General features: G+C 63.8%; 22 protein-coding genes. 7 read left to right on the top strand and 15 right to left on the bottom strand.

Translation table 11 applies throughout. The annotated features are described in order from the left end of the window. Window positions 1–108: 108 nt before the first annotated feature. Both J9893_RS08655 and J9893_RS08650 read left to right on the top strand, forming a co-directional pair. Window positions 109–1386, top strand: a complete 1278-nt coding sequence (locus tag J9893_RS08655) for a sodium:proton antiporter (protein WP_103858557.1) — start codon at window positions 109–111, stop codon at window positions 1384–1386. A 471-nt stretch (window positions 1387–1857) separates the two neighbouring features. Beyond that, on the top strand, window positions 1858–2034 hold the full coding sequence (locus J9893_RS08650; protein WP_010672653.1) for a hypothetical protein: 177 nt from the start codon (window positions 1858–1860) through the stop codon (window positions 2032–2034). A gap of 103 nt (window positions 2035–2137) precedes the next feature. On the opposite strand, the gene J9893_RS08645 is transcribed toward J9893_RS08650, so the two are convergent. Next, window positions 2138–2659, bottom strand: a complete 522-nt coding sequence (locus J9893_RS08645; protein WP_049637292.1) for a GNAT family N-acetyltransferase — start codon at window positions 2657–2659, stop codon at window positions 2138–2140. Window positions 2660–2799: 140 nt separating this feature from the next. Here J9893_RS08645 and J9893_RS08640 point away from each other — a divergent pair, with 140 nt between their 5' ends. Further along, window positions 2800–3063, top strand: a complete 264-nt coding sequence (locus J9893_RS08640) for a hypothetical protein (RefSeq protein WP_103858558.1) — start codon at window positions 2800–2802, stop codon at window positions 3061–3063. A 60-nt stretch (window positions 3064–3123) separates the two neighbouring features. Next, on the top strand, window positions 3124–3978 hold the full coding sequence (locus tag J9893_RS08635; protein WP_103858559.1) for a neutral zinc metallopeptidase: 855 nt from the start codon (window positions 3124–3126) through the stop codon (window positions 3976–3978). Window positions 3979–4051: 73 nt separating this feature from the next. Here J9893_RS08635 and J9893_RS08630 read toward each other — a convergent pair whose 3' ends face one another. Continuing rightward, window positions 4052–4729, bottom strand: a complete 678-nt coding sequence (locus J9893_RS08630) for an ATP-binding protein (protein ID WP_103858560.1) — start codon at window positions 4727–4729, stop codon at window positions 4052–4054. Between the two features lie 154 nt (window positions 4730–4883). Here J9893_RS08630 and J9893_RS08625 point away from each other — a divergent pair, with 154 nt between their 5' ends. From J9893_RS08625 to J9893_RS08615, 3 genes are all read left to right on the top strand, one after another. After that, window positions 4884–6200 (top strand): MFS transporter, encoded by a 1317-nt coding sequence (locus tag J9893_RS08625; protein ID WP_103858561.1) that lies wholly within the window; start codon window positions 4884–4886, stop codon window positions 6198–6200. 120 nt (window positions 6201–6320) lie between these two features. Next, the gene (locus J9893_RS08620; RefSeq protein ID WP_043154359.1) at window positions 6321–7043 is read left to right on the top strand and encodes a MarC family NAAT transporter; all 723 of its coding nucleotides are present in this window, start codon (window positions 6321–6323) and stop codon (window positions 7041–7043) included. A 159-nt stretch (window positions 7044–7202) separates the two neighbouring features. Further along, window positions 7203–7406, top strand: a complete 204-nt coding sequence (locus J9893_RS08615) for a hypothetical protein (protein ID WP_041212219.1) — start codon at window positions 7203–7205, stop codon at window positions 7404–7406. 103 nt (window positions 7407–7509) lie between these two features. Here J9893_RS08615 and tldD read toward each other — a convergent pair whose 3' ends face one another. From tldD to J9893_RS08550, 13 genes are all read right to left on the bottom strand, one after another. Beyond that, window positions 7510–8958 carry a metalloprotease TldD gene (gene tldD, locus J9893_RS08610; RefSeq protein ID WP_069785497.1) on the bottom strand — a complete coding sequence of 483 codons (1449 nt, stop codon included), beginning with the start codon at window positions 8956–8958 and terminating at the stop codon, window positions 7510–7512. 57 nt (window positions 8959–9015) lie between these two features. Continuing rightward, a complete protein-coding gene (locus J9893_RS08605; RefSeq protein ID WP_010672639.1) occupies window positions 9016–9822 on the bottom strand; it encodes a carbon-nitrogen hydrolase family protein in 807 nt (268 codons plus the stop codon). Between the two features lie 251 nt (window positions 9823–10073). Next, window positions 10074–13973 carry a YhdP family protein gene (locus tag J9893_RS08600; RefSeq protein ID WP_210600128.1) on the bottom strand — a complete coding sequence of 1300 codons (3900 nt, stop codon included), beginning with the start codon at window positions 13971–13973 and terminating at the stop codon, window positions 10074–10076. After that, window positions 13974–15443 carry a ribonuclease G gene (gene rng, locus J9893_RS08595; RefSeq protein WP_039040432.1) on the bottom strand — a complete coding sequence of 490 codons (1470 nt, stop codon included), beginning with the start codon at window positions 15441–15443 and terminating at the stop codon, window positions 13974–13976. Window positions 15444–15522: 79 nt separating this feature from the next. Continuing rightward, complete coding sequence (locus tag J9893_RS08590; RefSeq protein ID WP_010672636.1) at window positions 15523–16110, bottom strand: Maf family protein; 588 nt, start codon at window positions 16108–16110, stop codon at window positions 15523–15525. A 52-nt stretch (window positions 16111–16162) separates the two neighbouring features. Then, window positions 16163–16648, bottom strand: coding sequence for a rod shape-determining protein MreD (gene mreD / locus J9893_RS08585; RefSeq protein WP_010672635.1), 486 nt, complete (start codon window positions 16646–16648; stop codon window positions 16163–16165). Next, complete coding sequence (gene mreC, locus J9893_RS08580; RefSeq protein WP_029313545.1) at window positions 16648–17556, bottom strand: rod shape-determining protein MreC; 909 nt, start codon at window positions 17554–17556, stop codon at window positions 16648–16650. The genes mreD and mreC overlap by 1 nt, the downstream gene beginning before the upstream one ends. A 41-nt stretch (window positions 17557–17597) precedes the next feature. Continuing rightward, window positions 17598–18638 carry a rod shape-determining protein gene (locus J9893_RS08575; RefSeq protein ID WP_005308111.1) on the bottom strand — a complete coding sequence of 347 codons (1041 nt, stop codon included), beginning with the start codon at window positions 18636–18638 and terminating at the stop codon, window positions 17598–17600. A 216-nt stretch (window positions 18639–18854) separates the two neighbouring features. After that, window positions 18855–22406 carry a DUF6701 domain-containing protein gene (locus tag J9893_RS08570; RefSeq protein ID WP_210600129.1) on the bottom strand — a complete coding sequence of 1184 codons (3552 nt, stop codon included), beginning with the start codon at window positions 22404–22406 and terminating at the stop codon, window positions 18855–18857. Between the two features lie 25 nt (window positions 22407–22431). After that, window positions 22432–22893, bottom strand: coding sequence for an MSHA biogenesis protein MshP (locus tag J9893_RS08565; protein WP_234888187.1), 462 nt, complete (start codon window positions 22891–22893; stop codon window positions 22432–22434). Further along, window positions 22883–23791, bottom strand: coding sequence for a prepilin-type N-terminal cleavage/methylation domain-containing protein (locus tag J9893_RS08560; protein WP_124812795.1), 909 nt, complete (start codon window positions 23789–23791; stop codon window positions 22883–22885). Before J9893_RS08560 ends, J9893_RS08565 begins: the two co-directional genes overlap by 11 nt. Beyond that, window positions 23791–24363 carry a prepilin-type N-terminal cleavage/methylation domain-containing protein gene (locus tag J9893_RS08555; protein ID WP_124812797.1) on the bottom strand — a complete coding sequence of 191 codons (573 nt, stop codon included), beginning with the start codon at window positions 24361–24363 and terminating at the stop codon, window positions 23791–23793. The genes J9893_RS08560 and J9893_RS08555 overlap by 1 nt, the downstream gene beginning before the upstream one ends. Then, on the bottom strand, window positions 24350–24829 hold the full coding sequence (locus tag J9893_RS08550) for a prepilin-type N-terminal cleavage/methylation domain-containing protein (RefSeq protein ID WP_202041734.1): 480 nt from the start codon (window positions 24827–24829) through the stop codon (window positions 24350–24352). The genes J9893_RS08555 and J9893_RS08550 overlap by 14 nt, the downstream gene beginning before the upstream one ends. Window positions 24830–24872 lie beyond the last annotated feature (43 nt).

Genomic DNA, 24872 nt, shown 5'->3' with positions numbered 1-24872 from the left:
ATTAAATATAACCATAAATAGGTAATGAGCATGATCTAACCCGGGAGTACCCTATGCCCGTCCTCAAGAGGGATACGTGCTTGCTGTTTACCAAAGAGAAAAATAACTATGAGCGTCTACTACACACTCTGCTTCCTGGCAGCGTTGGCGATCTTCATCGCCTTTGCCAACCAGTATGTTGTGAAGATCCAGACCACCATCGCCATCACTGCGGGCTCCATGCTGATCTCCGCGCTGCTGGTGCTGTTTGGCAAACTGGGTTGGTTCAATCTGGAGCCTCTCGCCATCAAGACCATGGAGAGCATCGACTTCCAGAACTTCCTGTTGAAGGGGATCCTGGGCTTCCTGCTGTTCGCCGGCGGGCTTGGCATCAACCTCAAGGCGTTGCGTAGCCAGAAGTGGGAAATCACCATTCTGGCCATAGCCGCCACCCTGCTCTCCACCTTCCTCATCGGCTACGGCTTCTGGTTCATCGCCAAGCTGCTGGGCTGGGATGTGCCACTGGTCTACTGCATGTTGTTCGGTGCCCTGATCTCCCCCACCGACCCCATCGCCGTACTGGCCATCGTCAAAAAGATGAAGGCGCCACCCCAGATCGCCATCCAGATCGAGGGGGAATCCCTGTTCAACGACGGTGTCGGTCTGGTCATCTTCGCCACCGTGTTTGCCGTGGCCTTTGGCGGCGTGGAGCCCACCTTCGGCAGCGTGGCCGGTCTGTTCCTGCATGAGGCTCTCGGCGGCATCCTGTTCGGGGCCGTGCTGGGTCTCATCGCCCACGTGATGATCAGCGCCACCGACGACGGCTCCCTGGAGCTGCTGCTGACCCTCTGCATCCCGACCGCGGGCTTCGCCTTCGCCAACATGATCGGCGTCTCCGGCGCCCTGGCCATGGTGGTGACCGGCATCATGATCGGCAACTGGACCCGTCATTCCGGCTTCTCCGAGCAGAGCCAGCACCACCTGGATCACTTCTGGGAGTTGATGGATCAGTTCCTCAACGCCCTGCTGTTCCTGCTGATCGGTCTGGCACTGGTGCTGCTGGACCTCGACTGGCGCGACTGGATCCTGCTGGTCATCGCGGTGCCGCTCTGCCTGGCTGCACGCTTCATCAGCGTCTCCCTGCCCTATGTGGCGTTCCGCAAGTTCCGCAACTACAACACCTTCTCGGTGCGCATCCTCACCTGGGGCGGCCTGCGTGGCGGCCTGGCCATGGCTATGGCCCTGGCACTGCCATCCGGTGTCATGATGATCCCGGAACACAACGTCGATCTGCGCCAGGTGATCCTGGTGATGACCTACTCGGTGGTGATGTTCTCCATCGTGGTACAGGGTATGACCATTACCCCCATGATCACCGCCGCCAAGAAGGCCTGTGGCGACGCCTGAGCCCGTCCCTGACCGGCAATGAAAAGGGCTCCCTCGGGAGCCCTTTTGCCGTCCCCGTGGCCGTGAAAAACAGGGAATGACTGGGTGAACGCACAATTAGTGTTTGCTTTTTACACATTTCGAGGAGAGAATGCGCGCCGGCTAGTTAATCAGCCCTGATTATGTTCGCAATGCTTCACCTCACGATGAATCCTGCCAGTACCCGCATAACCTTCTTCTGATTTACTCGCCTTGAGAACCGTTCAGGCTGTCTGCCTGCGTTGCCCGGCTCTCACGGTGCAGACCCGATCTGCCCACTCCCAAGTAGCATCATGCATCCGCGTGGTCCTTGGCACCTTCCTTGAAAGTGCAGACGCCCCTGAACCGGGCTGGGTATTCCTGCGCGCTCGTCCGCCATCATGCTGACCGCGCCCATTGACCTGACATTTGCCAATACAAGGAGCAAACACTTAATTTATATAGAGAAATACCATGATGAAACACGTACAGATCCGCAAACCCCTGCGTCGCAGCAAACCCATCAACCTGCCCGTGCAAGAACACGACGACGATGCGTTCCTGATCCAGTTCAGCACCCGCTTCAGCGGCGGCTTCGCCATCTCCTGTGATGGCATCGCCGGCGAGTTCTCCATCGAAGAGCTCAACTGACTTTGCCTGCCCGCCGGCAGCGCCCGATGCAGACAGGCCGCAACTCACGGCGGCCTCCTTGCCAGACGTCATAGTCTGCATGACCCCGCTCCCAGAGCGGTGGCTAGACTCCGCAAGTCTCCTTGTCCGGCGCCTCCAGCAGCAGGCACTCCTCCTCGCCGGCTCCCAGCCTGACCCGTTTGCCCTGACTCAGCCCCAGCTTGGCGAGTAGCCGGACCGAGCGCTCATTGCCCGGGGTGACGATGGCGACCACCCGCTCGATGCCGAGCCGTTCGCGGCCATCTGCCATGGCCGCCCGCGCGGCTTCGATGGCATAACCCTGACCGCGCCAGGCGGGAAGGAAGGCATAGCCGATGTCTTCACAGGGCAGGGTATCGCGCTTGATCAGACCGCAGATGCCGAGCCTGGCCCCGTCTTCCCGCCGCACCACCAGATAGAGTCCGTGACCGTGGCGGGCATAACTGACCGCAGGCCCCTGCTGGATGTAGTTTTCGGCATCCGCCAGGGTACGCACCCCGCGATCGCCGATGTAGCGGTGAAAATCACCATCGTTGAGCAGTTCGAGAATGAAGGGGGCATCGACAACGGTCAGTTCGCGCAGTTCCAGGCGCTCGGAGAGGATCATGGCATGGGCTCGTTCGGCAGAGAGAGTGTCCAAGACTGCTCTCGCCCCGTCCCCTTGGCAAGACCCGGACGATATTTTCGCCCCCGGGAGCCGCGTCACCGCTATACTGCCCACCCCATGGAACAGGCAGGAGAACGGCCATGACCGATACCCCCGAATTTTTTGATGAAGAGACACTGCTGGAGATGGTGGAGAACCAGCTCGCCGACGGCCACCCCCTCCAGGTGAAAGCCACCCTGATGCGCCTGGTGATGAAGGGCACCCCGCGGGAAGAGGCGCTGCAATACATCGCCTGCGCCCTGGGCGCCGAACTCATGGCCATGGAAGCCGAACAGGGCCCCTTCAACCTCGTCCGTTACGGCGAGTTTCTCGACAGCCTGCCCGAGATGCCCTGGGCCGATTAGGCAAGCCCCGGCGCCAGCCATTATCATTACTGCCACCACCAATGACGGGAGTATGGGGATATGCGCTGGCAAGATCGCCGTGAGAGCAACAATGTGGAAGACCGGCGCCAGCAAGGCGGCGGCAACGGGGGTCGCGGCCTGCCCATCGGCGGCAAGGGGCGCCTGATCCTGCTGGTGGTGGTCATGGTGGCGGGGTACTACGGCGTGGACCTCGGCCCCCTGCTGCAGGATCCGGCCCCGCAGAGCCAGCCCCAGCGTCAGAACTCGTCCCAGGCTGCCAACGATCCCCTCGCCCGCTTCACCTCGGTGATGCTCGCCTCCACGGAGGACGCCTGGGGCGAGATGTTCCAGCAAAGCGGCAACCGCTATCAGGCCCCCAGACTGGTGCTCTATCGCGGTGCGACCCGCACCGACTGCGGCCAGGGGCAGTCGGTGATGGGGCCCTTCTACTGTCCGGCCGACAGCACCGTCTACATCGATCTCTCCTTCTATCAGGACATGCGCGACAAGCTGGGGGCCGACGGCGACTTCGCCCAGGGCTATGTGATCGCCCATGAGGTGGGCCACCACGTGCAGAACCTGCTCGGTATCTCCACCAAGGTGCGCCAGCAGCAACAGGGGCTGAGCCAGGTCGCCCAGAACCGGTTGTCGGTCAAGCTCGAACTGCAGGCGGACTGCTTCGCCGGGGTCTGGGGCCACTACATGGAAAAAGAGCAGGTGCTGGAGCGCGGCGATCTGGAAGAGGCGCTCAACGCCGCCCAGGCCATCGGCGACGACAGGTTGCAGCAGCAGGGTCAGGGCCGGGTCGTTCCCGACAGCTTCACCCACGGCACCTCGGCCCAGCGCCTCACCTGGTTCAAACGCGGTTTTGACAGCGGCAAGCCCGCCAGTTGCGACACCTTCGCCGCCCGCTGAAGGGGGCAAACGCAAAGGGGCCGATTCCTCACGGAGCCGGCCCCTTTCCTTTCTCACCCGAGGGGGTCTTCCCTCATTCGGGATCCTCCGCCAGCAGATCGGTGAAGACGAAGCCGTCTCGCAGCACCGTTTCCCCCACCCGGATGGGCAGGGGATGCAGGAACATGGGGCCGTCCCAGGCCAGGGTGTGAAATTCCCCGTTCTCGCCGCAGGGATCCACCCCGGCGGGCAGGGCAGCCAGCAAGGCCGGGCCGAATTCATGACCACCAAACCCGGCGTCCAGCTTGCCCGGATCCAGGGTGCAGACCCTGGCCTTGAGCCCGGCGTCGATCATCGCCTGCGCCAGCTCGGTCGTGTCGCTGCCCCAGAGCGGGAAGAGCGGCGTGATGCCGGTCCCCGCCAGTTGCCGCTCCCGATAGGCGCGCACATCCTCAAGAAAGAGATCCCCGAACGCCATGTGGTGAATGCCCTTGGCCTGCACATCGGCGATGAAGCCCGTCATGATGCGCCCATACTCCTCGTTGCTGCAGGGCCAGGGCAGGTCGATGGTGATCAGCGGCAAGCCCACGCACTCAGCCTGTGCCAGCAGCAACTGCTTGCGCACCCCGTGCATGGCCACCCGCTCGAACGCCTGGTTGAGGGTGGTGAACAGCCCCACCACCTTGATGGCCGGATCCTCGCGCAGGCGATGCAAGGCCCAGGCGCTGTCTTTTCCGCTGCTCCAGGAGAGCAGTATCTTTTTCTTCGTCATGACCTCTCCAGCTTCTTGCCGCACCGTGCTGCAAGACAGTGTTGCGAATTGTGCGATTTACATTGCGGGACACAAAAGCATACCCTCGTGGGTGAGCGTATCCCCGCAGCACACCGGGGAGAATAACTAAAAAAACGATGGGAAACATAAGGATATGAGTAAAGCCAGCACATCGCACGACCACGGTCGCCCCCTCAATCGACAGGATTACAAGACCCTGAGCCTGGCGGCGCTGGGCGGCGCCCTCGAATTCTACGACTTCATCATCTTCGTCTTCTTCGCCGTGGTCATCGGCGAGCTCTTCTTCCCGGCCGACATTCCCGAGTGGCTGCGCCAGTTCCAGACCTTCGGCATCTTCGCCGCCGGCTACCTGGCCCGCCCCCTGGGGGGCATCATCATGGCCCACTTTGGCGATCTCATCGGCCGCAAGCGGATGTTCACCCTCAGCATCATCCTGATGGCCTTGCCGACCTTGCTGATCGGCCTGCTGCCCACCTACGCCGTGCTCGGCATCGCCGCCCCCCTGCTGTTGCTGCTGCTGCGGATCCTGCAAGGGGCCGCCATCGGCGGGGAAGTCCCCGGTGCCTGGGTCTTCGTGGCCGAGCACGTGCCCGCCCGCCGGGTCGGTGTCGCCTGCGGCACCCTCACCGCGGGGTTGACGGCCGGCATCCTGCTCGGCTCCCTGGTGGCGACCGCCATCAACCGTGGCATGAGCCCGGGCGATGTGAGCGACTGGGGCTGGCGTCTGGCCTTCGTGCTCGGCGGCGTGTTCGGCATCGTCGCCATGTACCTGCGCCGCTGGCTGCACGAGACTCCGGTCTTCGCCGAGATGCAGGCCAACAAGTCCCTGGCCGAGGAGCTGCCCCTCAAGACGGTGCTGCGTGAACACAAGGGCAGCGTCGTCGTCTCCATGCTGCTGACCTGGCTGCTCTCCGCCGGCATAGTAGTGGTGATCCTGATGACCCCGACCTATCTGCAGAAGGTGCACGGCATCAGCCCGGCCGATGCCCTGACCGCCAACTCCCTGGCCATCGTCGCCCTCACCCTGGGCTGCATCGTCTATGGCCGGCTGATCGATGCCATCGGCAGCGGTCCTACCTTCATCCTGGGCTCCCTGCTGCTGGCCGGCGCCACTTATACCTTCTACCACAGCCTGGCAGCCGGCACGGATCAGCTGGTGCCCCTCTACATGCTGGCGGGCTTTGCGGTGGGGATCGTCGGCGCCGTGCCCTACGTCATGGTCAATGCCTTCCCGCCGGTGGTGCGCTTCTCCGGGCTGTCGTTCTCCTACAACGTGGCCTACGCCATCTTCGGCGGCCTCACCCCCATGCTGGTCACCCTCTGGATGAAGGAGGACGTGCTGGCCCCCTCCCACTATGTGGTCAGCCTGGCCGCCCTCGGTTTCGTACTCGGCATCTGGCTCTGGCTGCGCCAGCGCGGCCAACGCCAGGCCACCCCGCAGGCCGCCTGATCCTTCCCAAGCAAGCCCGGCACTGTCGGGGCTTCTTCTTTGCGGATATCATCGACCGGGTGGCGGTCCGCTGCGGACCTGCCAGCTCACCCCAATCCGTCCACCTGCCCGAGGTCCACTATGTTCTTCCAGGTCATCTTTCTCGCCTTGCTGGCCCTGCTGCCCATGGTCAACCCGCCCACCACGGCTACCCTGCTGCTGGGACTGAGCAAGGGCATGTCCCGCGAGCACATTCGCCGCCAGATCAACATGGCCGCCCTTTATCTGTTCGCCACCCTGTGCGTCAGCTTCTTCATCGGATCCTCCATCCTGGATCTGTTCGGGATCTCCATTCCCGGCCTGCGCCTGGCTGGTGGCCTCATCATCGCCTTCATCGGCTTTCGCATGCTGTTCCCCTCGCCAAACCAGTCTGCCGGGGTCGAGGCCAACCAGAATATCGCCTTCGTGCCCCTGACCATGCCCAGCATGTGCGGACCCGGCACCATGGCGCTGGTGATCAGCGGCGCGGCCCAGATCGCCGAGCTGCCGGCCGAGGCCGATCGCGTCGTCATCTATGCCGCCATGGTCACCGCCTTCGCCCTGATGAGCCTGATCAGCTGGGGTGTGCTCAAGCTGGCAGATCCCGTGTGCAAGATCCTGGGTGCCACCGGCATCGACGCCATGACACGCATCATGGGTTTCCTGCTGGTGTGCATGGGTATGCAGTTCTGCATCAACGGCGTCAAGGAGGTGGCGCAGGATCCCGTCTTCCATGGTCAGGTGATGGAACAACCCGCTGCCGCCTTGCCGTCCCATGCCGGATCTACCGCCCTCGATCATCTCGCCGTGCCGCGCCAGCCCTGATTGAAAACGGTGTCATTTTTCGTGCAAATCCCTCCTGATCTTGCGCCTGATCATATTGCCTTCATCTTGATGGGGTAGTCTGGTTTTTGTACAGGAAAGGTTCAGAAGGTTGCCGCTAGCGTGGCATGTGCTGACCCCATCACTTGAGGAGATATGCAAATGGAAAAGATGCTGACCGAGATTGGAAGCTACAGCCTGTTTCATGAGTATCTGAACGTGGTCGGTGCCGCCAGCCCCGCGCTGACCCGGATCAAGACAGGATGGGAGTTCAAGCGAAAGGATCGCCTGCTCGCCCAGATAAGGGTGGATGACCACGGCCACGCCCGCTTCTTCATCGACGCCCGCGCCATTTCGGTCAACTGACCCGACCCCTTTCCCAGCCCCGGCGCCTGCCGGGGCTTTTTATTGCTTGCGCCTTCCAATAAAAACCCCGGCGCCGGGCCGGGGTTTACAAAGGTGTATGACCTTACTGGGTACCGCCCACGGTGAGCTGATCCAGCTTGAGGGTGGGCTGGCCGACGCCGACCGGCACGCTCTGCCCCTCCTTGCCGCAGACCCCGACCCCGCGATCCAGCGCGAGATCACGGCCCACCATGGAAACCTGGCTCATCGCCTCAGGGCCGTTGCCGATCAGGGTCGCCCCCTTGATGGGCGCGGTGATCCTGCCATCCTCGATAAGGTAGGCCTCGGAGGCGGAGAAGACGAACTTGCCGGAGGTGATGTCCACCTGGCCGCCGCCGAAGTTGGGGGCATAGATCCCCTTCTTTACCGAGGCGATGATCTCCGCCGGATCGTACTGACCCGCCAGCATGTAAGTGTTGGTCATGCGCGGCATCGGCAGGGCGGCGTAGGATTCGCGGCGGCCGTTGCCGGTGAGCGGCACGCCCATCAGGCGGGCGTTCTGCTTGTCCTGCAGGTAACCCTTGAGAATGCCGTTCTCGATGAGCACGTTGTAGCCCCCCGGCGTCCCCTCGTCGTCGATGGAGACGGAGCCGCGCCGACCCGGCAGGGTGCCGTCATCGACGATGGTGCAGTGTTTGGAAGCCACCTGCTCGCCGATGCGCCCGGCAAAGGCGGAGGAGCCCTTGCGGTTGAAGTCCCCCTCCAGACCGTGACCCACCGCCTCGTGCAGCAGCACACCGGGCCAGCCGGCACCGAGCACCACCGGCATGGTGCCGGCCGGGGCGTCGATGGCCTCCAGGTTGACCAGCGCCTGGCGTACCGCTTCGCGCACATAGCCAAACGCCCGGCTCTCGAGCCCGTCCAGCTCGAGGAAATGGTCGTAACCGAAGCGGCCACCGCCCCCCGCGCTGCCGCGCTCACGGCGATCCCCCTTCTCGGCGATGACGGTCACCGAGAGGCGCACCAGCGGACGCACGTCGGCGGCCAGGGTGCCATCGGTGGCGGCCACCAGGATCTCTTCATAGACCCCGCTGATGGAGGCCATCACCTGATTGATGGCGGGATCCAGACTTCTGGCGAACTTGTCCATCTGCTCCAGCAGGGCAATTTTCTGCTGTTTGTCGAGGGTCTGCAGGGGATCCAGCGCCGGGTAGAGCAGGTTTGCTTCGGTGCGAGCCCACGCCTTTACCTTGCCGTGAGCACCGGCGGCGGCGATGCCGCGAGCGGCAGTCACCGACTGTTGCAGCGCCAGCAGGCTCAGCTCGTCCGAGTAGGCGAAACCGGTCTTCTCGCCGCTGACGGCGCGCACCCCCACCCCCTGATCGATGTTGTAGCTGCCATCCTTGACGATGCCGTCCTCCAGCATCCAGGACTCGTGCCAGCTGCGCTGGAAATAGAGGTCGCCGAACTCCACCTGATGGCTCATCAGGCTGCCGAGCAGCTGTTGCAGCCGCCCTTCGTCGAGATCGTTCGGGGCCAACAGGGAGGCACTAACCTGGCTCAATAGACTCAAATCTTTCTCTCCACTCTCATGCGAGATGTCGTAACGGTTAAATCCACGGCCGCGGGCTCACAGCAGGCGGGCGTGTTGCAGCACCGGCATGGTGCGTTTCAATTCATCGATCAGGGCCCCATCCAGCGGCGCCAGCACTGTTCCCTGCCCCGACGCCCGACAGGCCAGCACCCGGCCCCAGGGGTCGATCACCATGCTGTGGCCCCAGGTCTGGCGCCCCGTCTCGTGGGTGCCCCCCTGGTTGGCGGCCACCACGTAGCACTGGTTCTCGATGGCACGGGCCCGCAGCAGGGGCTCCCAGTGCGCCTCGCCGGTGACGGCGGTAAAGGCGGCAGGCACCAGCAGCACCCGGGCACCGGCCCGGGCCAACTGGCGGTACAGCTCGGGAAAGCGCAGATCATAACAGATAGAAAGGCCGAGGGGACCAAAGGGGGAGTCCACCAACACAGGCTGATCACCCGGGCTGAAGGTCTCCGACTCCCGGTAGCGGCCGTGATTGTCCGCCACGTCCACGTCGAACAGGTGGATCTTGTGGTAGTGCCCCTTGAGCTCGCCGTCGGGATCGAACACCAGGGTACTGGTGTGGATGTGGTCGGCACCGGCGATGGCGGTGGGCATGGCCCCGGCCACCAGCCAGATGCCGTGGGATTTGGCCCAATCAGAGAGTTGCTGCTGGATTGGGCCATTTCCCAATGGCTCTGCCCCGTCCAGATACCCCTGCCGCTCGCCAAAGAGGGCGAAGTTTTCCGGCAGCAGCACCAGCAAGGGGCGCTCCCCGGGCAGACTCGCCAGCTCGGCGGCGATCCGCTCCCGGTTATCCTGCCAGGTACGACCCGAAATCAACTGCATGGCGGCTAGCCACATGACGCGCTCCTTCTGTTGGGCGAGCCGGTGGCACAAGGCCTTCTCGGCTCGCAGGGCAATATCCGCACTCTTCTGTTGGGCGAGCCGGTGACCGGTGACAGAAGACCTCCTCGGCTCGCGGGCAATATCCGCACTCTTCTGTTGGGCGAGCCGGTGACCGGTGACACAAGGCCTTCTCGGCTCGCGGGGCAATATCTGCACTATGAGGGGTTTGGCGGCCGGGGGAAAGTCCCCCAGCCCGGCGCTGGCCCTCAGCGCTGACCCGAGCCCTGATGCTTGGGATCGAGCAGGAAGGGGGTGACCTCCTTGGTGGGCAGGCCGGGCGCCACCGCATCCACCGCCTCCTTCTGCTGCTGGTTGAGCTTGATGCGGGCGCGATCCCGCCCCGCCTCCACCAGCCTGGGGGCGTCCAGCGGGCCGGAGACCCGAAAATCGATACGGGTCACCACGTCCACCACGGGCTCCAGCAGCTTGGAGAGGGCCAGCACATAGAGCCCGGTGATGGGAGTCAGGGAGAAGGCCGCCACCACGGGCAGGGTGCCCCCCAGGTTCGGAGAGAAGCTCAGATCAAAGTCGAGCCGCCAGCGCACCAGATCCGCGATGCCCTTACCCCGCAGGTTGCCCGCAGCGCCCTTCATGTAGAAGTCGTTGTTCTCCACCATCCCCTGATTGACCTTGGCGGAGGCGGACATGGACTCGAAATAGAAGCCCTTGTCGAAGACGTCGCGAAAATCGAGGCGCAGCTTGCGCATCAGGGAGTCAAGGCTCAGCAGGGAGAGCAGTCGGGCCCCCTTGTCGTTGACCTCCCGCAGGGTCCCCCCCTCCAGCTGGTAGTCGGCGCTGCCCGCCAGCGTCGGCAGGCTCAGGCGGTAGGGCACGTCACGCCAGTTCAGATCCAGCGCCAGCTTGCCCGGGGCATCCCCGATGGGCGAGGTGTAGCCGAGCCGCTTGAGCAGCAGCTCGCTGTTGCGGGTCTCGAGGTTCACCCTGGCACGGGTCTGCATCTGGCTGCCACGGGCCAGCCACTCGGCGCTGCCGCGCAGGGTGCTGCCCGCCAGGCGCATCTCCAGCCCCTTGAGATCCAGCCGGTTGGCCCCGGGCAGCAGTTCCCCCTGCACCTCACCCAGGGGCAGCTCGCCGAAGCGGCAATCCACGCAACTGAAGGTGAGCCAGGGAATGGCGTCCATGATGGCCCTGTCCTGGCGCTCATCGGGATCCGGGCTGAGATCGGTCCCCTTGCCGGACCAGTAGATGCGGGCAAACTTGGCATCGATGGGACGTCCGTCGGCCACCGGCACCCGCACCACCCCCATCACGTCGGGGCTGTCGATCATCACCTCGGTGGCCTGGTTCACCGGCCCCAGGGTGAAGTGCACCGCCTTGAGGCTGGCACTGCCGATGTCGGCACGGGCCAGCTGGCCATCTACCCACCACTCCTGGGGCAAGAAAGAGGGGCCCACCACCGCATTGTCACTCGGCGCCGAACCGGCCGGCAGCCACTGCTTGAGACGAGCCAGCCAGCCGGCCACGTCCGCCTGCTGCTGGTTGATGGCGAGCAGCATGGGCTTGTCCTGCATCACCCGCGCCCCGGGCTGGCCGATGTTGACCCGCACCCGGCTGAGGTAGGGGACGCCGTCGCCGTACACCAGGCGGCTCTGCATGTCGATGTCCGCCCCCAGCACGGCGCGGATGTCGGCGCTGCCATCCCGCCCACGGGCCGTCACCTTGAGGGGCAGCCGGGTACCCGCCGCCTTGGTCAGGGGCACGGGCAGATCCAGCCCCATGCCCTGCAGGTTGGAGTCCAGCGCCAGCTGGAAGCTGAACGCCTTGTTCTCGGGCAGGGTCAGCCCCAGGGTACCGGACCAGTTGCTGCGCCCCTGGAGCATCTCGAGGGCCGGTATGTCCCGGCGCTGGCGGCGGCTGTCCCACTGCCCCTGGAACTTGAGGTCGGCCTGATAGCCGTGGGGCAGTTGCCGCCCCTGATAATCCAGGGTCAGCGGCTGGTTCCACAGGCTGGCCTTGAGGTTGTGAATGCGCGTCTGCTCGTTGTCATACTCGAGCGTCCCTGCGACCCCGTCGAGGGGCAGATCCAGGGAGGCGATCCTCACCTTGTTGTCCTTGAAGCTGGCTTCCCCGCTGGCCTTGACCTCCCCCTCGCCATCCAGCGGTATGTCGAGCTTCACCGTACCCTTCATGGGGCCGCGGATCTCCACCTCCCGCAGCGCCTGACCGACGGATCCCCCCAGCGGCGAGTCCTGCAAATAGTCGCTGATGGCCTTGCCCTCACCCTCAACCTTGGCATCCACGTAGAGGTGAGCCCCCGGATAGAGGTCCGGGATCCAGGCGTGCACCGAGTCGGAGCTGGCCTTGCCGAGCTGGGTGGCGCGGCTGTTCATGTCGAGGCTGGCGTTCTGGAACAGCAGATCGATCTGCAGGTCGGTCAGCGGCTGCCAGCCCGGGAAAAACTCGTAGGTGGCCTGTTGCAGCGGCACCGCCACCTGGAAGACGCCCTTGCCGTTGTCGTAGGGGAAGTCACGGAATTCGCCGTACCAGAGCAGGTCGGCCCCCTTGGCCTTGCCCCCCTTGATGGCGCCGCTCAGGTAGCTCACCAGCCCCTCATCCATCACCGCCAGGGGATAGTAGCGATCCGCATGGGCCGCGTTCTTGACGTCGATGCGCCCGGTCAGGGCGAGGAAGGGGTGCTCGAACAGCTCGAGGCGAAACCGGCTGGCGAGGCGCAGATCCGGGTTGTCCAGGGCAATGTCCTGACCATAGAGCACCCAGCCTTGCGGCGCCCGCCACCAGTCGAGGGCCGCACTCAGGCTGTCCACCGGGATGGGTTCCTTGAAGTGGCGGGCCGGATCCACCTTGCCTTTGCCCAGGGTCAGGCGGGCGCGTCCCCCGTTCGGGGTCAGCCAGAAGTCGCCGTTCAGCTTTTGCAGACCGGGCACATCGTGCCAGGCCCGGGTCTCGAAGCCGCGCAGTTGTCCCTGCAAAGAGAGCCCCTGCCAATCCCCGTCGGCCTGCAGGACCAGCTCCTGCAACTGGCCCCTTGGCCGGGTGCGCTTGAGGGTCTCGGTCAGCTCGGGATAGAGGCCGGAGACCAGCTGGCTCAGGTTGGCAATCTGGTCGAGATCGATGGCGGGCACATAGCCCTGGATGCGCGAGCCGATGCGCTCGAGCTGCAGGCGGCTGTGCAGCCAGGTGGCGCCATCGAGCTTGAAGATGACGTCGTGGCTGGCGAGCTGCCACGCCTCGCCGTCCCGACGCAGCTGGATCTTGCCCCCCTGCAGGTCGAGGCGATGCGGCTCCCCCTTGATCTCGTCCTTCCAGATCAGGTGGTTGTTGCCAAAGGCCAGCAGGGAGTTGCCGAGCCTGCCCTTCTCGAACTCGCTCCAGAGCTGGAAGTCGAGCTGGCCGCTCACCGGTGGCGCGCCGGCGTGGATCCGGGCCAGCATGGGGCTGATGTCCAGCTCTCTGGCCCCCAGATAGAGCTGGCCCTTGAGGCGGTCGAGCCGCACCTCGGGAGCATCCACATCGATGATGAGGTCCAGGGTGCTCTCCCCCACCCCGTTGATGAGATAGGCCTTGCCGACCCCCTGATGCCGCTTGCCGCGGTTCTGCCAGCGCAACTGGGCGATGTCGAGGGCGCGCACCTCCCCCAGTGCCGTGGTGAGGCTCAGGCGAGTGTCGTGAATGTCGAAGGTGGAGAGCTGGGTCAGCAGGAAGCGCAGCAGGGCCTCCTGCTGGTTCGCGCTCTTCCCGCTGACGGGGGTGGCGGGCTGGGTCATGTCCAGCGCGATGTTGCCGTCGCTCAGGATCAACTGGCCAAACACCGGTCTGAGTTCGTTGAGGGAGCGCCAGAAGTCGAGGTGGGCCCACACCTTGCCAAGGCGCAGGGAGAAACGCCCCGAATCGGGGGCGATGGCCAGTCCTTCCAGCCCGATGGCCGGACCGCGGGGAGTCCAGTCCAGCCCGACGTGATCCACGCTCACCTCGAGCTGACTCTCCCCGAGCAGGGTCCCTATCACGGCCGCCCGGTGCTGGTTGAGCAAAGGGCCGCCCAGTCGTACCACGCTGACCAGAACGGCCAGCAGCACGAAGAAGACTCCGAGGGCCAACCAGCCCCGACTCAGCCAGCGATAGACCAATTACATCATCACCACATCGAACTGTTCCTGCCCACAGAGCGGCTCGGAGACCACCCTGACCTGCTTGCCGATGAAGACTTCCAGCTCCGCCAGACTGTGGGACTCCTCCCCCCGCAGGTAATCGGCCACCGAAGGAGCCGCATAGACGGTGAACTGATCCGCGTCGTAGGCGCGGTTGACCCGGATGATCTCCCGCAGGATCTCGAAGCAGACCGACTCCACCGTCTTGACCCGGCCGCGCCCCTTGCACTCGGGGCACTCGGCGCAGAGCACGTGCTCCAGGCTCTCCCGGGTGCGCTTGCGGGTCATCTCCACCAGCCCGAGCTGGGAGAAACCGTTGACGTTGGTCTTGGCCCTGTCCTTGGCAAGCGCCAGCTCCAGGCTGTGCAGCACCCGGCGGCGGTGATCCTCGGACTGCATGTCGATGAAGTCGATGATGATGATGCCGCCGAGGTTGCGCAGGCGCAGGTGACGGGCGATGGCGGCGGTGGCCTCGACGTTGGTGTTGAAGATGGTCTCTTCCAGATTGCGATGGCCGACGAAGGCGCCGGTGTTGATGTCCACCGTGGTCATGGCTTCGGTCTGGTCGATGATGAGGTAGCCGCCGGATTTCAGCTCCACCTTGCGCTCCAGGGCGCGCTGGATCTCGTTCTCCACGTCGTAGAGATCGAAGATGGGCGACTCGCCGGAGTAGTACTCCAGCTTGTTGGCGAGCTCGGGCACGTACTCCTCGGTGAAGCGCTTGAGCTGATCGAAGCTCTGGCGGGAGTCGACCCGGATCTTGTCGAGCTCGGCCCCGACGAAGTCACGCACCACCCTGAATGCCAGGCTGGGATCCTCATAGAGGATCTTGCAGGGGGGGTACTTCTGCTTGCGCTCGAGGATCTTGCGCCACAGGCGCTTCAAGAAGGCGGCGTCCTGTTCCAGCTCCTGCTCCCCCACCCCTTCGGCGGCGGTGCGGATGATGTAGCCGCCCAGTTCGTCCACATAGCCGGCCACGGTACGCTTGAGGCGCTCGCGCTCCGCCTCGGATTCGATGCGCTGGGAGACCCCCACGTGGGCACTCCCCGGCATGAAGACCAGATAACGGGATGGCAGGGTGATGTCGGTGGTGAGGCGGGCCCCCTTGGTACCGAGCGGGTCTTTGACCACCTGTACCATGATGTCCTGCCCCTGGCGCACCAGTTCGGCGATGTTGCCGGCCTGGAACTGCTCCTTCTCCTTGATCGCCACGCACTCGGTATGGGGGACGATGTCGGAGGCGTGCAGAAAGGCGGCCTTGTCCATGCCGATGTCGACGAAGGCGGCCTGCATGCCGGGCAGCACGCGGCTGATCTTGCCCTTGTAGATGTTGCCCACGATGCCGCGCTTGGCCTGACGCTCCACATGCACTTCCTGCAGCAGACCGTTCTCGACCAGGGCGACCCGGGTTTCGGAGGGGGTGACGTTTACCAGCAGTTCTACCGACATAAGTTACCTTGCCTTTCTAGTTTTGAATTCTGGCACGACGAACAACGGGTAACTCAGCAGCGCACTGCTGACGAGAGGATTACCGGGTCTGCTCGAGGTGCTGCTTGATCAACAGGTCCGTCTCCAGCAGGGGCAGGCCGACCACGGCACTGTAGCTCCCCTCGAGGCGACTGACGAATTTGCCGGCAATGCCCTGGATAGCATAGGCGCCCGCCTTGTCGCACGGCTCGCCGGTGCGCCAGTAGGCTTCGATCTCGGCCTCGTCCAGCTTGCGAAACGCCACGTTGGTGGTGACCAGCCGCACATCGCACCGCTCCGGGGTGGCCAGGGCCACCGCCGTCATCACCTGGTGTACCCGCCCGGAGAGGGCTTCCAGCATGTCCTTGGCGTCCAGCAGGTCGGAGGGTTTCTCCAGCACCCGCTCCCCCAGCACCACTATGGTGTCGGCCCCCAGCACAGGCAGCGCCGTCGGCGCCGCGGCCACACCGGCCATGGCCTTGTCGCGGGCCAGCCGGCAGACGTAATCCTGGGGCTTCTCACCGTCGTTGCGCAGCTCCGGCACATCCAGCTTGAGGACCTCGAAACGGTAGCCCAGGCGGGTCAGAAGCTCGTGCCGGCGGGGGGAGCCCGAGGCGAGATAGAGTTGCAGTTCGTTGTGCTTGTTCATACTTCACTCAATGAGACGATGCGCAGTTACAATGCGTTGTTTTTATTCACATTCACTTGATATTGAAGCGACGCCGCACCTTGCGCAAGACCATAAAAATCCAGGGCCATATTAACATCGTCGTCAACGTCGACCAAAAGTAGGCGAAGTTGAGGCTGGCCCGGCTGAACAGATGCTCCGCCCAGAACACGGTGATCTTCCCCACCAGGGAGAGCAGACCGATGATCAGCGCCTGCTGCCAGAGGGAGAAGTTGCGGATCTTCTGGAACTGGAAGGCCGCCAGGTAGGTGGTGATGGCCATGGCCATGGCCCGCACGCCGAGGGTGCTGCCGAGCAGCACGTCCAGCAGCAGGCCCGCCACCCAGGCGGTGCCGACGTTGGTCCGGTGCGGCAGCGCCAGCGCCCAGTAGATGAGCACCATGGCGAGCCAGTCCGGACGGAAGGGTTCGAATTGAAAGGGAAGCGGCAGGATGGAGAGGCACAGGGCCAGCAGGATCGAACACCAGATCCAGATCCTGCCGCTGGCGGGTTGCAGCATCAGCGCGTCGCCCCCGCCGCCGAGGTTGCCGTGGCCGCCGAGGCGCTCGCCGCAGGCTCAAGGGCATCCTTGTCGTGTACTTCCGGTTTCTTGTCGGTCCACAGCAGCAGCAGGTAGCGCAGACGGTCCAGCGCCACCAGCGGCTTGGCCTCGATCTGGGCGAAGGGCTTGCCCTCCACGTAGTCGGAGCGGGTCACGGTCGCCACCGGATAACCTTCCGGGAAGCGGCCGCCCAGGCCCGAGGTGACCAGCAGATCGCCGACCTGGACGTCGGTGTTGCGGGGCAGGTTGCGCAGCTCCAGCTTGTCCAGCTCGCCGCTGCCGGAGGCGATGGCGCGCAAGTCGTTGCGCAGCACCCGCACCGGGATACCGTGGCTGGAGTCGGTGATGAGCAGGACGCGACTGGTGGTGGAGCCCACGTGGAGCACCTGACCGACCACCCCCTGATCGTTGATCACCGGCTGGCCGTTGTAGACGCCATCCAGCGCCCCCTTATTGATCAGCACCTGATGGCTGAAGGGGTCGGAATCCACCGACAGCAGCTCGGCCACCATCTTGCGGGACTCCTTGTGTACCGGCGACCCCAGCAGCTCGCGCAGACGCTGGTTCTCGTGCTCCAGCTGATCCATCTTGAGCAGGCGCGAGCGCAGGGTGAACAGTTGCTGCTCCTGCTGCTTGGTCTGCTCGATGAGATCGGCGCGGGTCTGCACCTGGGTCGACATGGTGTCGAGCAGGGTGCCGGGGGCGTTGGCGATGTATTGCAGCGGGCTCACCAGGGAGCTCAGATAAACGCGGACATGGCTGAACACACCGAAGCGGGAATCCGCGACGATGGCAGCGACGGAGATGATGACGGCGAGAAACAACCGTAACTGAAGCGAAGGGCCTCTACCGAAGATGGGTTTCATGAGTCGTCAAAAAAGAGCCGGCGCTCGGCCGGCTTTGGGTCTTATTCGTAGTGGAACAGATCGCCACCGTGCATATCGATCAGCTCCAGCGCCTTGCCACCGCCACGGGCGACACAGGTGAGGGGATCTTCAGCCACGACGACCGGGATGCCGGTCTCTTCCATCAGCAGACGGTCGATGTCCTTGAGCAGGGCACCACCACCGGTCAGCACCATGCCGCGCTCGGAGATGTCGGACGCCAGCTCGGGCGGGGATTGCTCCAGGGCCACCATGACGGCGGAGACGATGCCGGAGAGCGGCTCTTGCAGCGCTTCCAGGATCTCGTTGGAGTTCAGGGTGAAGCTGCGGGGCACACCCTCGGCCAGGTTGCGACCGCGCACTTCGATCTCGCGCACCTCTTCGCCCGGATAGGCGGAGCCGATCTCGTGCTTGATGCGCTCGGCGGTGGCTTCCCCGATCAGGCTGCCGTAGTTGCGACGGACGTAGCTGATGATGGCTTCGTCGAACTTGTCGCCACCGATACGGACGGACTGGGAGTAGACCACGCCGTTCAGGGAGATGATGGCCACTTCGGTGGTACCGCCACCGATGTCCACCACCATGGAACCGGTCGCTTCGGAGACCGGCAGGCCGGCACCGATGGCGGCAGCCATGGGTTCATCGATCAGGTAAACCTCGCGGGCGCCGGCGCCCAGAGCGGATTCCTTGATGGCGCGACGTTCCACCTGGGTGGAGCCGCAGGGCACGCACACCAGCACGCGCGGGCTGGGGCGGAAATAGTTGTTGTCGTGAACCTGTTTGATGAAGTGCTGCAGCATCTTCTCGGTCACGTAGAAATCGGCGATCACGCCGTCTTTCATCGGGCGAATGGCGGAGATGTTACCCGGGGTACGACCCAGCATCTGCTTGGCGGCATGACCGACAGCAGCGACCGATTTGGCGTTCCCGCGCTCTTGGCGAATGGCGACAACTGAGGGTTCGTTAAGGACGATCCCTTGATCTTTTACATAGATCAGGGTGTTGGCAGTTCCCAAGTCGATCGACAGATCGTTGGAAAAGACGCCTCTGAGCTTTTTGAACATGGCTACGGGAAATCCTAAGAATTTGGAGGTGCAGAAAACCGGCTAACTTTACCAATGCCCACCCCAATGGGCAAGCGCTCAAACTGTCGCCAATCAATCAGGCGCGACAAAAATGCGAGTCATCACTCACCCGCTCAGGCCGACAAACACTACGAAACAAGGAGATAAGACGCCACTGTACAGCAATGCGTCTATCTCCCCGTGTCAGCCCGGGTGTCAGGGCATCACTTCGCGGCGATAAATAATTCTGTCATTACCCCGATCCCGGCCGAAAATGGCCTCTCCCAGCAGGTGATCCGCCGTGGCCGGATCCGCCAACCAGACGGGTTGGGATGGCTGTTGCTCCAGCACGATCCGATAGGGAATGCGCACCGCCTGATTGGGTGGCGCGAAGTGGAACCGGGTCTCGCCTGCGTCGAAACCGACCTGAGTACCGCCCGGAGCCACATTGCCGAGACCAAGGCGAATGCGGGTACCGTCTTTGAGGATCAGATCCCCCGTCGCGGAGTCATAGCGTTGCTCCGCATCGGTAAAGACGATACCACCTCCCGCCAGGGAGATCTGGGTACAGATATCTTGCGAATTGGCTCGCCACAGGCCCCCTTCGAAATATTGCACCTGAAGCGGCAGCGCCAGCGGGGCGCTGGCCGCCCCCTGACGAGTGCTGGCCAGCAGGCGGCCGTAATAGGCGATCATGGTGTCGTTCTCCCCTTGCAAAATAGAGAGCTGCCTGGCGGTGCAGTTCACCCCGCTCTGGCAGTTGCCGCTGACGGCCGGATTCATGTTCCGACCGCTGAGGAAGCTGGTCTCAGGAGTCTCACCGTCCGTCACTCTGAGCCCTAGTCGCAGGAGCGGCAAGGGCTCTTCCGGTGCGGTCAGGCTAGGGGTCAGTTCGCGCAGCCGCATAAAGCGGGTTTGACCTGATTGCTTGCCTGTTCCTTCGGTCCAGCTGGCGGCCAGAGGTGCCAGCCGATTGGATCTGTCCACCCCGTCCTGATTGTTGGCGGCCACCAGGGTGAGGGCCCCTCTGGCAAAGGCATCACGGTAGTTCCTCGTGACACTCCCTTCCTTGTTGCGCGCCTCCACCACCGTCTGTATCCCGAATGGCTGGCTCATATAGCTGAAACCGCCGCAGGCCGGGGTGACGGTACCGCTCGTCATGTTGAAGTCCCAGGGTACGAAGCGCCCCAACGGTACGCTGGTGGCGGGAGGGATGGTGTAACCGAAATAGCCCGTTGATACTGTGCTTCCCTCTGGCAACGTAGCCGCTGGTGGCGTCGCCTTGATCCTGAAGACCCCGACCTCGTTGAGGCTGAGGGCGGGTGTATTGAGGCTGGCACTGGCTGCAACGTGGCTGTACCTGGTCGGGGTGACCTGGGCGACCACGCCCCCCTGAGGGGCCACCAGCTCGCTGGTCAGGGCGATGTCGGACAACACGAAGTTGGGGGTGGTGCCATTGCCGGTGCAGATATCCCCATCGCTGTCGCTCTGCCACGCCATGGCCTGGATATTGAGCGAGAAGCTGTCTCCCGTCCTCTTGAACACAGGGCAGGTGATATCACCTGCCGCGCAGGTCCCCTGGGTGGGCGTGATGCAGAGCCCCACCGGGCGGGAGACAAACTGATCCGCCCCCGTCATCACCAACCCGGCGCTGTCGCCGCTGCCCTCGTGGCGGGCGTTGAGCTGCATCTTGCCCGCATCCGGGTAGTTGACCGTCAGGGTCACCTCCCCCTGGGCATCGAAGGCCAGTTCCGTGCTGGCGGCCGCCGCCTGGCTAGTGGCGACGGCACTGCCATTGACCGTCACCTTGCTGCCAAATGCATTGCCAGTCGGATCTATGTAGTCGCTCCAGAAGCTGACGGGCTTGCTCACATCGGCAAAGCCCGGCACGCACTGCTGGCTGGCGTCATCTTTCTTGACCGCCTTCATCAGCACCTGCTGCGGCTTGTTGGCATAGGTATCTTGCACCTCGAACAGGAAGCCGCTGTCGGCAAAGTCCAGGGTGCAGTCCTCGGCACTCGGCTCGCCACCCGCGGCCCGACACAGGGTGGCAGACCCGGCCTGAGGGGTAGCGCTTGCCACACCGATCGTCAGCACTCCGGGCTTGTTGCCCCGCAAGGAGACGGACGCGGCACCGCCGGAAAGGGAGATATTGCCCCCACCGACCCAGAGCCCGTTGCTCTCAGGGGTAACCGAGAGCTGAACCTCCACAGGGTCCGTCACCAGGGCCGTACACGCCAGGTCGGCACAGGCTCTGACCGTGACCGATTCTGGGTTGCAGGTGAGGCCTGATCCCGTATGGTCGAGTTCGAAGTGGTGCAGGGTGACGCCTTCCGGTTGGCATACGTCGGGCCAGTCGCCGGTAAAGGGCTCATGGATGATCTTGCTGCCCCAGCCTGACATGGTCACGTTGACGGCGGACACTGCCCCGGTCAGCACAGCCTGGTCACTCATGGTCAGATTGCCTGCTTTCACATAGAGAATGGCGTTGAGCTTGGCATTACCGCTCAGGGTGGCCTTGCCAAACCCGTAGAACAGGAAGTTGTTTGCCGAGCCCTCTGCGTTGACATTCATCTGACCACGCAGGGAAATGTCGCCATTCACATAGAGCCGAGCCGTGCTGTCATCATCCACCACCACATCCAGATTGGTGTTGCTGATGCTGAGCTTGTCGATCCAATGTTCCCCGCCGGAGAGATAGAACACGACCTCGTGGGTGCCGCTGAGGCTGAGCTGGTCGAGATAGTGAGCATGCACATAGCCCTTCACGGCAGACCCATCCTGCATGCTCAGGCTCTGATAGAGCTTGATCAGTAAGTTGTCTGGAGGGGAGCCTGTCCCGCTTGAGTAGATCTTGGACTCGCTCATCATGGCCAGGGTGTAGATGTCCATGTGGGCCTTGGTCGTACTACCGCTATCAACGAAGTTGATCCGGCTGTTGTTTTTCATCGTCAGCGTACGGATCGCCCACTGCCCATTCGCCAGGGTGATGACGCTCTGCGCCCCCAGAGTCAGGCTGTTCAATGAGTGAGGCTGAAAGCGGGCGGCCGCGACCTGGTCTGCCTGGTTGACCGCCACCGCCAGGGTGTCATGGACCCTGATGGCAAGACCGGAGAGGGTCGCACCTTCATTGAGGGTGACACTGTTCGCGTTCAGCGTGCCCGTCCCCTGCAGCTTGCTCGAGTCTTGCATGGTCAGGGTCTTGACGAACACATTGGCGCCATTGACATTCAGTGCCGCCCCTCCGGAGAGGGAGAGGCTCTGGAAGTAGTAATTCTTGCCGCTCTCCAGCGTGGCCTGACAATTCCAGCCAGACCAGTTTCCTGCCCCATAGTTGCCAGGGCTCAGGTTTATCGCGCCGTTACAAGACACATTGCTGCCGCCGCTATAACTGGGGAAATCCTGGGTGGCGGCGGGGAAATCCTTGGGGTCGGCCTTGAAGGTCTGGTCCGCAAGTGGTGTGGCCAACGCTCCCGTGATCCCGCAATAGGATTGCCAGGCACTGCCCACATACTGACCCCCGGCGTTCCCCGTACTGGTCGAACAGCCGGACTGGCCGCCGAGAGAGGCACTCAGAAACGGATAGTTGGCCGGCTGGCTGGCCCCCACGATCGAGGAACCATCTGTCATGGAGAGCTTTCCCGGAGAGGCATGGCTCTGGACCGGGTAATCAAACACCCCCATGCACTGATCGGCCGCCTGTACCGAGGCCGCACCCAGCAGCATGGTGAACAGCATGGGACCCCAAAGAGGCTGTTTTGACGTCATGAATGCGGGCTCCTTGCAAGGGGTCTCACGGCGTGGTGCCATCGAAGGCCTCCGCCATCACGCTGCGGCTGACCGCAAAATCGGGGGAGGCGCCGCCGCTGTCATCCCCGCACTGACCGATACCCGTCAGTCGCCACCCCTTGGTGGTACGAGCGTTATGGTCGACGATCACCTCTGTACAACCCAGGCTGGCTCGGCAACCCGCCAATCCCAGCGCATCGGCGGGGAGGTCCAGGCTGAGATCGCTGCAGCTCTGCCCCTGCCAGTGGCCGTTGGGGTAGAGGCGATAGAGCCCGATTTCGACGGCGCTCTGGGCCGCCATCAGGGCCCGCACGCCGCGCACCTCCACCGTATTCTTCTCGCTGCTGTCGAGCAGGAAGCGTCCCATGGCGGCGGCGAGCAGCCCCATGATGACGATGACAAACAGGGCGACCATGATGGCACTGCCGCCCTGGGGCGCCATGACGCGCGGGGATCTAGGGGACATTGAGCTGCTCCAGCGTGTGGTTGAAGAGCACCCGCTCACCGCCGCGCTCCACCTCCAGTCGCAGCCCCACCTCGCTCTCGTTGAAGGCCCCCTCCTCCCGATAGAAGTAATAGGAGTGAGGACGGAGATGCTCCGCCATCAATACGCCTTCACCCGGGTCGGGCAGCGACCCGCCGATGATGGTGCTGGCCCGGGTCAGGGTGGTGCCCGTCACGCAGTAGCGCACCTGCTCACGGGCAAAATAGACGCGGCTGGCGGGGGAGAAGCCATCCAGTCCCGGGCCGTCGTAGTGGATGGTCTGCGCGCCGGATACGGGGGGGGTCATCACCTGCGTCACCTGCACGACACAGCGGCCATAGTCGCACCCCGCCAGCAAGGGCTCAGCCGTGTTGGACACAGGCACAGGAAACACCACCAACTTGTCCCCTGCCTTGACGGCATTCTCATCGACGCCCAGTGGGTTGGCCGCCGAGGCCGGCGTCGCCATCACCAGGGCCAGCGTCGATGCGCTGTCTGACACGGCGAGGTTAAGGGCAAGATAACGACTGGCGGTGGCGATGGGCCAGAAGCGCAGACAGCTGCCCTGATCCAGGGCGTTATATGCCTCGTCCTCGATACGCAGCGAGCCGGGGACCGCGTCGCGCACCTCGCGGTTGAGCCGCTCCAGGGCGAAACGGGCATCGCTCATCAGCTGCTCGCGGCGGCTGGCATCTCCGTAAATCTGGGTGCCGATGCCGATAAACTGGCTGGAAAATGTCGCCATCACCCCGAGCAGCAGGATCACCATCACCAGCTCCACCAGGGTGAAGCCCCCCTCACGCCCGAGTCGGACGCGGTCACGGGCGAGTCTGGCACATGGGTGTTCCCACGCGGCATCACGGGAATGTGGCTTGCCCATCAGTAGTTCCCCCGATAGAGGCCGAAGACCAGCTCGCTCCCGTCCGGCAGGCGCACGGTCAGGGTGATGCGCTTGCCGATGGACTCGGCCCCCTCCCCCGCGCTGCCAAAGAGGGTATCCGGCACCACCGCGATCTTCACCTGGTAGCGCCGATACTCCTCTTCGCTGCTCGCGGCCGAGGCCTGGGTAAAGTAGCTGGCGTCCACCCAGCGGCCTGCCGTGTCGAAATCGTCCACGTCGTTGAACGTGTAGGGGCGGGTCTCGCCACCATCGGGGCCATAGTCGGCGCTCGCCGTGCAGGGGGGATAGGTGAAGACGGGCACACCGGCCGTCTCGCCACAGCGAAAACGGCCGCCGTTGTGATCGGAATGCTCGTCGAAAGACTTCTCCAGCATCTCGCCGAGGATGCGCTGGGCGAGCTGGGCGGCGCGTACCTGCTGCACCGGATCCACCGCCTGGGGTGCCTGATTGATGAGAAGCCCCAGGACGCCGGTCAGGGCGATGGCCAGCAGCACAATACCGACCACGAACTCGATCAGGGTGAAGCCGCACCGGGCCTTAAGGGAGGGCATGGATATAACCTTCCGGCTCGATGCGCAGCCGGGCGCTCTCCTGCCCGCTGCTCACCGCCAGATTGCAGCCATTGACGCAGGTTGAGGGTGAGAGCGGACGGCCGCTGCGCTTGTCGAAAGAAAAGCTCCCTTGAGGCAGGGAGAGGCCGCCGGAGGCGGTGATGACTCGCCCCCGGCTCTGCTCGTCCGCACTCCAGCCGGAGATGGGCTTGGGGGTACAGCTGCCAAGCAGGGTCAGATGACCGAAGCGGCTCGGCTCCACCACCAGCTGGGTGCAGCGCGCGTCCCCTTCCTGCATGTTCATGGTCTGCACCAGCCGCAGGCGGGTCAGCAGCTCGTCACGCACGGTTTGAGTTTCAAAGCCGCCTTTGCCCAGCCATTTGGGCACGGCAAAGGCGGCCAGAATCCCGAGTAACAGGATCACGATCACCAGCTCAATCAGGGTAAAGCCCTTGGTTGCAGGCATGGGACTTCTCATCAGGGAAAAGAGAAAGCGAGGCCGAAGCCTC

The sequence above is a fragment of the Aeromonas sp. MaB10011B genome (assembly GCF_017939325.1).
Lineage (GTDB): Bacteria > Pseudomonadota > Gammaproteobacteria > Enterobacterales > Aeromonadaceae > Aeromonas > Aeromonas caviae.
Note: the sequence above shows the minus strand (reverse complement) of the source record. Positions and strands in the feature narration are given on the sequence as shown.